This window comes from Curtobacterium sp. NPDC092190, assembly GCF_044755625.1.
Classification (GTDB): domain Bacteria; phylum Actinomycetota; class Actinomycetes; order Actinomycetales; family Microbacteriaceae; genus Curtobacterium.
In genome coordinates this window covers 1-10,904 of the sequence record NZ_JBIVRJ010000010.1, presented here as the reverse complement: position 1 = coordinate 10,904, position 10,904 = coordinate 1, and the positions used below count along the sequence as shown (strand labels likewise).

Genomic DNA, 10,904 nt, shown 5'->3' with positions numbered 1-10,904 from the left:
GGCCGCCGGCGGCGCCCTATCCTGGTTACCCCGTACTTTTTGGGGGTACACCCCCCCCTACGGGGGCGGCCGGGCCTTGGCTCCCCCCCCCCCCGGGGGGGGCGGGGGGGGGGGGGCCCCGGGGCCCCCGCGCCTCCCGTCCGTCATCTGGTCGCGACCGCGACCCGCACTCACCAGGTGAGCACGAACCGCCCCCGCGTCCCGCCGGCTTCCAGCCGCTCGTGCGCCTCCGCAGCACGCGACGCGGGCAGTACCTCGGCGACCCGCGGCACGAGGACCCCGTCCTCCACCGCCTGCCGCAGCTCCTCGAGCAGGTCGAACGACGTGTACTCGGAGAAGACCATGATCCGCTCGAACCGGATCCCGCGAGCACCGTTGCCCTCCCAGCCCCGCACGTCCGCGAAGAACCCGCCGTCGCGTACCGCGTCGACGACCTCGTCCCGCTGCACCGCGGCATCGGCGAGCGCGTCGACGCCGTCCGGCACGATGCCGCGCACGGCTGCGGCGAAGCCGTCCCCGCGGCGCACCATGTGGTCCGGCCCGAGGGACCGCACGAGGTCCTCGTCCTTCGGCGCTGCGTCGGCGATGACCGTGATGCCCCGCTGCTCCGCGAGCTGCACGACGTAGTTGCCGAGCAGCCCCGCGGATCCGGTCACCGCGAGTGTGTCGCCCTGCGAGAGCTCCGCGCGGGCGAGGATCTGCAACGCGGTCAGGCCGTTCATCGGGACGGTCGCGGCTTCCTCGATCGACAGCCCCGCCGGTATCCGTGTGAAGGACCCGACCGGCGCGACGAGGTACTCCACGTAGGCGCCGCCGTGCTCGGAGAGCGGCAGGGCCATCGCCATCACCTGGTCCCCGACCTGCCAGCCCTCGACGTCGTCGCCGACCTCGTCGATGACGCCGGCGGCGTCCATGCCCGGCACGTACGGCGGCGAGGCCTCGGACGAGTCACGCTGCCCTGCGCGGACGCCGGTGTCCGTGGGGTTCACGGCGAACGCCTGCACCCTGATGCGGACGGTGCCGGAGCCGGCGTGGGGCTCCGGGACCTCGTGGACGGCGAGGGCTTCGGGCCCTCCGAACGTTTCGACTCCGACGGCCTTCATGTCCTCCGGTCTACCCGCCCCCGGGTCCGTGGACTCAGCGGACGTTGCAGGAGCGAACAACCCCGTGGGTACGGTCAGCCGCCCGTGTCGACCAGGCAGGGCGATCCGAGTTCGACGCGGTCAGCGCTGTACAGGTCGACGGAGATCCCCTGGTCACGGTCGAGCATCACGACGCCCCCGCCCACGAACCGGGTGCCGACCGCGAAGCCCTCGGCCTGCAGGAACCGGACCGCCGGTGCGACGGATGCCTTCGTCTGCTCGGGCGTCCCATCCGGGTCGTCGGCGCCGGGACCACGCCAGGAGTAGTGGACCAGGACGCCGTCGTCGGAGTTGTCGAGCCGACACGGTCGGACGTCGACGCTGACCTGGTCGTCGGTCGGTGCTTCCTGTCCGAGCGCGCCGACGACCCGTCCTCCCAGCTCGACGAGTCCGGCTTCCGCCTGCTCGGGCGTCCGGCTGGTCTCGAGTGCGGTCGGCGGTGCTGCCCGTCGTGCTGCGTCAGCCTGCGCCTCGCCCACGGACAGCAGCGCGAAGGGTGCCATCGTCAGCATCGCGATCGCGCCGAGCGCCCCGCAGACGGCGATGCCGGCAGCGGCCCCGGTCCGTCCTCGCTTCGCGGCGATCACCAGGGAGACGATCGCGGTCGCCGGGACGAGCACCGCGATGAGTCCACCGGTGACGAACGCCGCGGCGAGCCCCTGCACGGTCGCCCGCTGCTCGACCGTCGGCGCCGCCGTCGTCGCGATCGCGTACACGATGACGAGGCTCCCGACCACGAACGCCAGGATGCTCCCCGCGATCCACGCACCGCTCGGCGCCCGTCGCGACGGGTGGTCCGAGCGCCCGGCCCCGGCTGGCTCTTCCGTGCCGGCCGTCTGTCCCGCGTCGGTCATCCGTCCCCCCTCACTCGTCCGATCGCCACCGCTCAGTTCCACGTCCGCATCGCCACGACCACCGCGACCGGCAACGACACCGCGAGCACGATCCCCACGACGATCGCCAGTGCCCGCGCCACCCGGATCCCCTGCTGCCCGACCCAGATCAGCAGCAGGATCGCCGCCAGGTAGAGCGGCGGCACGAACAGCAGCGGCACGAAGCCGAGCCCGGTCCACTCGACGAGGGCGCCCGCGAGCAGCTCGTACACGGTGCAGCCGGCGGCCACCACGAGTGCGACCCACACGCTGACCGGTGCTCGACGTCCCGGCGCAGCGCCCGTCACGCGCTCACTCATCGTCCTCGTACCCGTCGCCGGGCCCTCCGGCCAGGCAGGTCGTCTCGATCATCACGTCACCCGAGGTCCGGGTCACGCCCGCGTTCCCCTCCGCGAGCCATTCGTCACCGACCACCCTGATGTCCCACCCGAGCGGATCGGCGTCACGGAGCCCGGCGTCGAGGAAGACCTCGCGGACCGGAGCCAGACGCGCTTCGGCCTGGTCCTGGGGCAGGAGGTCGGCCTTGCGATCCGCCTCGGTCTGCGGCTCGTCATCCGCGTCCGCATCGGCGGGGAAGGACCACCGCCACGTGTACTCCGTGCCCTGCTCGAGGTTGGACAGCGAGCAGCCGCGTGGGAGCTGCACGACGTCGCCTGTCTCCGGGTCACCGCCCATCGCCCGCACCGCGCGCTCCCCCACGGCCGCGAGGTCCCGCTCGGCCTGCGCCGGCGTCCGACTCGTCTCGGTCGCGGTCGGCGGCTGCGCCCGCTGCTCCTCCTCCGCCGCCCAGCTCTGCGCGACCCGCGTCGTCGGGTACCCGAGCGTCACGGCCGCGAGGACCACGAACACCGCGCACCCGATCGGCCCGACCAGCGTCACCGACCGGTCGCGCTGACGCTGCACCAGCAGCAGGACCAGTCCGGTCAGCGGCACGCCGGCGCACACGACCGTGACCACGATGCTCCCCCCGGTCTGCCCCGAGAGCGTGTGGGTGGAGTTCCCCGCGCCGTTGTACCCGGCGAGCGCGACGAGCAGCCACGCGATCCACCCCGCGGGCAGCAGCAGCCCGCTCGCCACGATCCACCAGGTGCCGTTCCGCCGCCTCGGCGGCGACCACGCGACGTCGTCGACCATCGATCCCCCGTTCCCCACGACCACCGTACCGACCGGCCGGGAGGCACGTGGCCAGCCCGCCCCGCGCCTCCCGTCCGCACGCACCGGCCGGGAGGCACGTGACCAGCCCGCCCCGTGTCTCCCGTCCGTCTCCCGGTCGCGTCCGGAGCAGCACCCGCCGGGGTGCGGACGAGCGGTCCGGAACGGCGCTCGGCCGATCCGCCTACGCTCGAACGAATGCCCGCCCCGCACCACCCTGCCGACCAGCCGTCGTCGTCCGACGGGTTCATCCGCGTCCGTGGCGCCCGTGAACACAACCTGCAGGACGTCGACGTCGACATCCCCCGCGACCGGATCGTCGCCTTCACCGGTGTCTCCGGCTCGGGCAAGTCGAGCCTCGCGTTCGGCACGGTCTTCGCCGAGGCACAGCGTCGCTTCCTCGAGTCCGTCGCGCCGTACGCCCGACGGCTCATCGCGCAGGGCTCGACACCGCACGTCGACGAGATCACGGGTCTGCCCCCGGCGGTCGCCCTGCAGCAGCGCCGCGGCGCCCCGAGCACCCGCTCGACCGTCGGCACCCTGACGACGCTGAGCAACTCGGTCCGCATGCTCTACTCGCGCGCCGGCACCTACCCCGAGGGCGCCGAGCAGCTGTACTCCGACTCGTTCTCGCCGAACACCGTCGCCGGGGCGTGCCCGCGCTGCCACGGCCTCGGTACCGCGCACGAGGTGACGGAGGCCTCGGCGGTGCACGACCCGTCGCTGTCCATCCGCGAGGGCGCGATCACCGCCTGGCCCGGTGCGTGGCAGGGCAAGAACCTCCGCGACGTGACGGCGGTGCTCGGCTACGACATCGAGCGTCCGTGGCGGGAGCTCCCGCAGGAGGACCGCGACTGGCTGCTCTTCACCGAGGAGCAGCCCGTCGTCGAGGTCCACCCGAAGCGCGACCGGGTGGCGAAGCCGTACAAGGGCCGGTTCTGGAGCGCACGGCAGTACACGCTGCACACCCTCGCCGACTCGCAGAGCGAGACGCAGCGGAACAAGGCCCTGCGCTTCGTCGAGTCCGGCCCGTGCCAGCTCTGCCACGGCTCCGGGCTGACCCGGGCAGCCCTCGCGGTGACGTTCGGCGGCCTGTCGGTCGCCGCGTTCAACGCACTGCCGCTCGCACAGGTGGCCGAGGTCCTGCGCCCCGCAGCCGAGCTGAAGGACCCGTCGCCCGCGCAGAGCCGTGTGACGTCCGGGGAGCGGTCCGAGGTCGCGAAGTCGATCGCCACGGACCTGCTCGGTCGGGTCGAGGTGCTCGTCGGACTCGGCCTCGGGTACCTCGGGCTCGACCGGGCGACGCCGACGCTCTCCCCCGGTGAGACGCAGCGCCTGCGGATCGCGACGCAGCTCCGGTCGGGGCTGTTCGGCGTGGTCTACGTGCTCGACGAACCGAGCGCGGGGCTGCACCCGGCGGACGCGGAGTCCCTCGTGCAGGTCCTCGACGACCTCCGCGCCAGCGGCAACAGCGTCTTCGTGGTGGAGCACGACATGGACATCGTCCGGCGTGCGGACTGGATCGTGGACGTCGGCCCCGGGGCCGGTCCGGGCGGCGGGCGGGTGCTGTACAGCGGGCCGCCGGAGGGCCTGGCCGACGTCCCCGAGAGCGTCACTCGGCGCTACCTGCAGCCCCGGACCGCCCCCGTCGAGCACGAGCAGCGCGAACCCGTGGGCACGCTCGAACTCCGTGGCCTCACCCTGCACAACCTGCGTGGCCAGGACGGGAACGGGCTCGACGTCGACCTGCCCCTCGGGGGGTTGACCGCGGTGACCGGGGTCTCCGGCTCGGGCAAGTCGTCGCTCGTCGGTGGCGTGCTGCCGTCGGTCGCGACGCAGCACCCGCTCGTGTCCCGCGTCGTCGAGGTCGACCAGAAGCCGATCGGCCGCACACCCCGCTCGAACCTCGCGACCTACACGGGCATGTTCGACGCCGTCCGGCAGGCCTTCGCCGCGACCGACGACGCCCGGGAGCGCGGCTGGACCGCCGGCAGGTTCTCGTTCAACGTCGAGGGCGGCCGCTGCGAGGTCTGCCAGGGCGAGGGCTCGGTCTCCGTCGAGCTCCTGTTCCTTCCGGGCAGCTGGGCGCCGTGCCCGGAGTGCCACGGTGCCCGGTACAACGCCGAGACGCTCGAGGTCCGCCGGGCCGGCTCGACCGTCGCTGACGTCCTCGGCATGACCGTCGACGAGGCATCGGACGCCCTCGCCGACCTGCCCGCCGCCGCCCGCGCGCTGGATGCCCTGCGCAGCGTCGGCCTCGGCTACCTCCGACTCGGGCAGCCCGCGCCGGAGCTGTCCGGCGGCGAGGCCCAGCGCATCAAGCTCGCCACCGAACTCCAACGCGCACGGACCGGTCACACGCTCTACCTGCTCGACGAGCCGACCACGGGCCTGCACCCGGCGGACGTCGAACTCCTCACCGCGCAGCTCCAGCGGCTCACCGACGCGGGCAACACCGTCGTCGTGGTCGAGCACGTGATGGCGGTCGTCGCGCAGGCGGACCACGTCGTCGACATGGGTCCGGCCGGTGGTGACGAGGGCGGCCAGGTGGTCGCCGCTGGGACCCCGCACGAGGTCGCGGCGAGCGCCGCGAGCCGTACCGCTCCGTACCTGCGGGCCGCATTGGGGAGCTGACGGACGGGAGGCGCGTCACCAGCCCGCCCCGCGCCTCCCGTCCGCCACCCGCCGCCGCGCGGCATCCTCCGATCGGAGGATGCACCTCCGCCCGCCCCTCCGATCCGCCGGAGCCAGCCGCCCGCCAGGCTGGACGCATGTCCACCACACCGGCAGTCACGGTCGAGCACCTCACGAAGCAGTACCCCGGCGGCAAGACCGCCGTCGACGACGTCTCCTTCACGATCGACGCCGGCGAGACCTTCGCCCTGCTCGGCCCGAACGGTGCCGGCAAGTCCACCACGGTCGAGATCCTCGAAGGCTTCCGATCCCGCACCGGCGGCGAGGTCCGGGTCCTCGGGCACGACCCCGCGCACGCCAGTCGCAGCCACAACGCCCGCGTCGGCATCGTCCTGCAGACCAGCGGCGAGTCCCCGAACGTCACCGTCGCCGAGGAGCTGCAGCACTTCCGTCACATGTACCCGCGCAGCCGCCCCGTGGACGAACTCCTCGCCGCCACCGGACTCGAGGCCCAGCGCAACACCCGCATCAGCCGCCTCTCCGGAGGGCAGCGCCGCCGCGTCGACGTCGCACTCGGGATCATCGGTCGGCCCGAGGTCCTGTTCCTCGACGAGCCGACCACCGGCTTCGACCCCGAGGCCCGCCGGCAGTTCTGGCAGTTGATCCGGAGCGTCAGCGCCGAGGGCACCACCGTCCTGCTCACCACGCACTACCTCGACGAAGCGGCGCACCTCGCGGACCGGGCCGCCGTGCTCGCCGGCGGACGACTGCTCGACGTCGCCCCCATCGACGCGATCGGCGGACAGGACGCACGCACCCCGATCGTCCGGTGGCAGGACGACACCGGCGCGCGGCACGAGCGCCGGACGACCGACCCGACCGCACTGGTCCGGAGCACCACGACCCCGATGCACGCGCTCGAGGTCGTCCGACCCTCGCTCGAGGACGTCTACCTCACCATGATCTCGGAGCACGCAGCATGAACCCCGCAGTCAGCATGAACCCCGCAGTCAGCATCCGCCTCGGCGCCCACCGCATCGCGTACGAGCTCCGGTCGTACTTCCGCGCACCGGACTCGGTCTTCTTCACCTTCCTCTTCCCGATCGTCATGCTCGCGTTGTTCTCGGTGGCCTTCAGCAGCGCCGACGACATCCAGGCGGGGCCGGGCGTCAGCGTCGACTACGCCACCTACTACCTGCCCGGACTCGTCGCCACCGGCTTCCTGCTCTCCGGCACGCAGGCACTCGGCGTGGACATCGCCGGCGAGCGCAGCGACGGGACGCTCAAGCGCCTGGGCGGCACCCCGCTGCCGGTCGTGAGCTACTTCGTCGGCAAGATCGGCATGGTCCTCGTGACCTCGATCGTGCAGACCGCGCTGCTCCTCGTCGTCGCGGGCGTCGTCTTCGGCGTCGACCTGCCGACCGACGGCGGTGCGTGGGCGCGGTTCGCCGGCATCATGCTCCTGGGTGTCGCGACGGCGAGCGTCCTCGGCATCGCGATCTCGGCGCTCCCCCGCGAGGGCCGCCGCGCCACCGCCACGGTCGTCCCGATCGTCCTGGTCCTGCAGTTCATCTCCGGCGTGTACCTCCCCTTCACCCAGCTGCCCGACTGGCTGCAGACCGTCGCGAGCGTGTTCCCGCTGCGCTGGATGGCATCGGGCATGCGCTCGGTCTTCCTGCCGGAGGCGTTCGCGTCCGCCGAGCCGGGAGGCGCGTGGCACCTCGGACTCGGAGCCCTCGTCCTGGCAGCATGGCTGGTCGTCGGTACCGTCGCCTGCCTCCTGACGTTCCGGTGGAACCGGCGGGACTCCTGATCGTGCCTGCGGAGAACGCCCGCACCGGCCGCACTCGATGGGATGCTGTCGGCATGGACCGGCTCACCAGGCACCGCAACTGGGGACTGCACGTCGCGGTAGCAGTCGCCGTCGCGCTCGTGTCGGTGATCGCAGCCACCGACTGGTCGCCCTGGCCGTCACGCTGGCCGGCCTTCGTCGCCCTCGGGTTGCTCACCCTGGCGTACGTGACGTACGGCTGGCGTGGGTACGACGAGCCCCGCGCCGCAGCAGCCTTCGTGCCGTTGCTCGTGGTCGTCGCCCTCGCGCTGCCCGCGGTCGTACCGAGCACCGCGTTCATCCAGTCCGTCCTGTTCCCCGTGGCATGGTGCCAGGTCGAGCGCATCCGCACCGCCGTCTGGGTCTCGGTCGCCATCGGCATCGCGTCGGGCGTCGGCCTGCAGATCGCATCCGGCATGGACGCCCTCGCCGGCACGATCATCATCGAAGCGATCAGCGTCCTCGGCGCTTGCGCGCTCGGGCTCTGGATCTCCCGGATCGCCAGGCTGTCCGACGAGCGCCGCAGGCTCATCGAGCAGCTCGAGGCGACGCAGCAGTCCCTCGCCGAGGCGAACCGCGCTGCCGGGGTCACGAGCGAACGGGAACGCCTGGCCCGCGAGCTCCACGACACCGTGGCGCAGGACCTCGCCGGCATCGTCATGCTCACCGAACGGGCACGCGCCGACCTCGCCGCCGACCGGCCCGACCGGCTCGACGAGCGCCTCGCCGTGCTCGAGGAGTCCGCCCGGACCGCGCTCGAGGAATCACGGGTCCTGGTCGCGGCTGGCACAGCCGGGGTCGCCAGCGACGGCCTCGGCGCTGCACTGCACCGACTCGGTGAGCGCTTCACCCGCGAGACGGGCATCCCGGTCGCGGTCGACGCCCCGGACTGCCCGCTCGACCGCGACGCGCAGGTGGTCCTGCTCCGCGTCGGACAGGAGGCCCTGGCCAACGTCCGCGCGCACGCCCGTGCGGCCTCGGCCCGCGTCGCACTGCACGTGGACGGTCCGCGCATCGTCCTCCGTGTCGAGGACGACGGCGTCGGCTTCGACGCCGACGCTCCGACCGCCGGGCACGGCCTGCGCGGGCTCCGCGACCGGCTGGCCCTGGCGGGCGGGACGTGCGTCGTGCGGTCGGCGCCGGGGACCGGCACCGTGGTCGAGGCATCCGTGCCCACCGGAGCCGAGCCCAGCCTCCAGTCCGCACCGGCGCAGCCGACCGCCACGGGAGCGGCACGGTGATCCGGGTCGTGGTGGCGGACGACCACCCCATCGTCCGCGCGGGCATCGTCGCCCTGCTGCAGGACGCCGACGACGTCCGGGTGATCGGCCAGGCCAGCGACGGTGACGAAGCCGTCGCGACCGTCCTGGCGGAGCGTCCCGACGTCGTGCTCATGGACCTGCGCATGCCCGGGTGCAACGGGGACGAGGCGACGGCACGCATCCTCGCGCGTGAGTCGGGCATCCGCGTGCTCATCCTGACCACGTACGAGTCCGACGACCAGATCCTGGCGGCGATCGAGGCCGGCGCCTCGGGCTACCTGCTCAAGGCAGCGCCCGAGTCCGAGATCCTCGCGGGCCTCCGCGCAACCGCCCGGGGCGAGACCGCACTCGCGCCCTCCGCAGCTGCAGCGCTCGTGCGCCGGACCACCGCGAGGGCCCCGGTCGGGCCGGCGCTGAGCCCACGCGAGCTCGAGGTGCTCCAGCTCGTGGCGCAGGGGAACTCGAACCCCGCCATCGGTCGCACGCTCTTCGTCAGCGAGACCACGGTGAAGACGCACCTCGGGCACGTGTTCGAGAAGCTCGGCGTGAACGACCGCACCCGAGCGGTCACCCGCGCGATGGAGCTCGGACTGCTGCCCTGAGGCGCGGCAGACGCCTGCGCTCAGGCCGGGTCCCGCCGCTCGACCGTGAGGAACCGGACGACGTCCCGCGCGAACGACGCCGGCGAGGACGGCCGCATGGTGACCGTGTCGCCGTCGATCTCCCGGTCGAAGACACCGATGCCCGGCACCACGATCGACAGCACTGCGAACTGCCGGCGCTCGCCCCACCCGCGGACGGTGTGCCAGTCGCGGACGGGCCAGGCAGCCTGCATCCACCCGACCTCGCTCGGGCACGGACCGCCACGATCGTCCAGGGCGGCGAGCGGGACCGTCGCCGGCTCCTCGTCCTCGATCACCCAGCTCGGATCGACGCCGAACCACGCGAGGAGCTCCCGGCTGAGTTGCCCGTGCGGGATCACGTCCATCGCGCTGTGCCCGTCGCCGTCCTCGACGACGAGTGCCGAACCCTTCTCGAGCCACGCGCGCCATCGCCTCGTCACGACGTCGCGCGTCCGGGACTCGACGACGAGCAGGTCCTCCGGGCCGTGCGCCGGACGCAGCAGCGCGGCACCGGCGGACGTCAGCGCACCGAAGCGTCCTGTGAGACCGGCAGCGCGAGCAGCTCTGCCCACCTCCGACCGTCGGACCCGTCCGGGGACGACCCCGCGGTCCTCCACCCGCACGAGGTGCTCGAACAACCCGTCCGGCCCACGGACCGTGAGCAGCGCCGCCGCACGATCACGCCCCTCCGACGCAGCGCTGCCGCTCCTGGAGCCCGCGCGGACGACGCGGTCTGGCGGCGGGATCGCCGCTGATCGCTCCACCGAGGCGGTCGACCATCGCGACCGCAGCACGTCGTCGACGACCTGCACCGCCAGCGGCCACTCGTCGATCGGCCCGCGGGACGCGATGCGTACTGCTGTCGACCCGACACTGCCGTACCGGACGTCGAGGATCGTTCCCGTGCTCCGCAGGACGGTCAACCGCTCCGGAGCGCCTTCGATGAGCAGCGCCTCGTGGTCATCCGCTGTCACGGCTGCGAACCCCACAGCAGGGTCGGCACCACGCGCATGAACGTGGCGCAGGGTGATGGTCGACCCGGCACGTACGAGCTCGACCACACCCGGCCCTGCGATCGCCGACCAGTCGTCCGGAACCTCGAGCACGAGGTTGCCGACGATCGCCAGACGGTCCCACCGCACGTCCGGCCACGGCAGTGTCGGCTCCCCGCAGATCATCGTGATCACCAGTCCCCCACACGATCATCCTGTCCGACGACTCGAAGAGCCGGCAAACACACGACAGCATCAGCCTGGATGCGGGTCGGCCGGTTAACGCAGGAAACCCCTGACCGATCACGGTCAGGGGTTTCCTGGTGTTGCTGAAGTTGAGTCCGGCGGCGTCCTACTCTCCCACAAGGTCCCCCT

10 protein-coding genes are annotated in these 10,904 nt (G+C 72.9%); 5 read left to right on the top strand and 5 right to left on the bottom strand.

Annotated elements, in window-relative coordinates; all coding sequences use genetic code 11:
• Positions 1-170: 170 nt before the first annotated feature.
• The 4 genes from ACIQFY_RS16025 to ACIQFY_RS16010 all read right to left on the bottom strand — a co-directional run bounded on the left by ACIQFY_RS16025 (position 171) and on the right by ACIQFY_RS16010 (position 3,169).
• On the bottom strand, positions 171-1,103 hold the full coding sequence (locus ACIQFY_RS16025) for an NADP-dependent oxidoreductase (RefSeq protein ID WP_400340920.1): 933 nt from the start codon (positions 1,101-1,103) through the stop codon (positions 171-173).
• Positions 1,104-1,177: 74 nt separating this feature from the next.
• The gene (locus ACIQFY_RS16020; RefSeq protein ID WP_400340918.1) at positions 1,178-1,996 is read right to left on the bottom strand and encodes a hypothetical protein; all 819 of its coding nucleotides are present in this window, start codon (positions 1,994-1,996) and stop codon (positions 1,178-1,180) included.
• Positions 1,997-2,028: 32 nt separating this feature from the next.
• Positions 2,029-2,334 carry a hypothetical protein gene (locus tag ACIQFY_RS16015; protein WP_400340916.1) on the bottom strand — a complete coding sequence of 102 codons (306 nt, stop codon included), beginning with the start codon at positions 2,332-2,334 and terminating at the stop codon, positions 2,029-2,031.
• Entirely contained in the window at positions 2,327-3,169 is an 843-nt protein-coding gene (locus ACIQFY_RS16010; protein ID WP_400340915.1) for a hypothetical protein, read from the bottom strand. The genes ACIQFY_RS16015 and ACIQFY_RS16010 overlap by 8 nt, the downstream gene beginning before the upstream one ends.
• A 216-nt stretch (positions 3,170-3,385) precedes the next feature.
• Here ACIQFY_RS16010 and ACIQFY_RS16005 point away from each other — a divergent pair, with 216 nt between their 5' ends.
• From ACIQFY_RS16005 to ACIQFY_RS15985, 5 genes are all read left to right on the top strand, one after another.
• Positions 3,386-5,821: an ATP-binding cassette domain-containing protein gene (locus ACIQFY_RS16005; RefSeq protein ID WP_400340913.1), complete on the top strand. Its 2,436-nt coding sequence runs from the start codon at positions 3,386-3,388 to the stop codon at positions 5,819-5,821.
• A 137-nt stretch (positions 5,822-5,958) separates the two neighbouring features.
• On the top strand, positions 5,959-6,804 hold the full coding sequence (locus ACIQFY_RS16000) for an ABC transporter ATP-binding protein (protein WP_400340911.1): 846 nt from the start codon (positions 5,959-5,961) through the stop codon (positions 6,802-6,804).
• Positions 6,801-7,634: an ABC transporter permease gene (locus ACIQFY_RS15995; protein ID WP_400340909.1), complete on the top strand. Its 834-nt coding sequence runs from the start codon at positions 6,801-6,803 to the stop codon at positions 7,632-7,634. The genes ACIQFY_RS16000 and ACIQFY_RS15995 overlap by 4 nt, the downstream gene beginning before the upstream one ends.
• A 53-nt stretch (positions 7,635-7,687) precedes the next feature.
• A complete protein-coding gene (locus tag ACIQFY_RS15990; protein ID WP_400340908.1) occupies positions 7,688-8,893 on the top strand; it encodes a sensor histidine kinase in 1,206 nt (401 codons plus the stop codon).
• Positions 8,890-9,516, top strand: a complete 627-nt coding sequence (locus tag ACIQFY_RS15985; protein ID WP_400340906.1) for a response regulator — start codon at positions 8,890-8,892, stop codon at positions 9,514-9,516. Before ACIQFY_RS15990 ends, ACIQFY_RS15985 begins: the two co-directional genes overlap by 4 nt.
• Positions 9,517-9,536: 20 nt before the next feature.
• Here the strand turns inward: ACIQFY_RS15985 and ACIQFY_RS15980 are convergent, their stop codons facing one another.
• Complete coding sequence (locus tag ACIQFY_RS15980) at positions 9,537-10,724, bottom strand: hypothetical protein (RefSeq protein ID WP_400340904.1); 1,188 nt, start codon at positions 10,722-10,724, stop codon at positions 9,537-9,539.
• Positions 10,725-10,904 lie beyond the last annotated feature (180 nt).

Excerpts from the sequence above, each read along its gene's own strand:
- ACIQFY_RS16005 (WP_400340913.1), top strand. The coding sequence starts at position 3,386 with ATGCCCGCCCCGCACCACCCTGCCGACCAGCCGTCGTCGTCCGACGGG.
- ACIQFY_RS16010 (WP_400340915.1), bottom strand. The coding sequence starts at position 3,169 with ATGGTCGACGACGTCGCGTGGTCGCCGCCGAGGCGGCGGAACGGCACC.
- ACIQFY_RS15995 (WP_400340909.1), top strand. The coding sequence starts at position 6,801 with ATGAACCCCGCAGTCAGCATGAACCCCGCAGTCAGCATCCGCCTCGGC.
- ACIQFY_RS16020 (WP_400340918.1), bottom strand. The coding sequence starts at position 1,996 with ATGACCGACGCGGGACAGACGGCCGGCACGGAAGAGCCAGCCGGGGCC.
- ACIQFY_RS15990 (WP_400340908.1), top strand. The coding sequence starts at position 7,688 with ATGGACCGGCTCACCAGGCACCGCAACTGGGGACTGCACGTCGCGGTA.
- ACIQFY_RS16015 (WP_400340916.1), bottom strand. The coding sequence starts at position 2,334 with ATGAGTGAGCGCGTGACGGGCGCTGCGCCGGGACGTCGAGCACCGGTC.
- ACIQFY_RS16000 (WP_400340911.1), top strand. The coding sequence starts at position 5,959 with ATGTCCACCACACCGGCAGTCACGGTCGAGCACCTCACGAAGCAGTAC.
- ACIQFY_RS16025 (WP_400340920.1), bottom strand. The coding sequence starts at position 1,103 with ATGAAGGCCGTCGGAGTCGAAACGTTCGGAGGGCCCGAAGCCCTCGCC.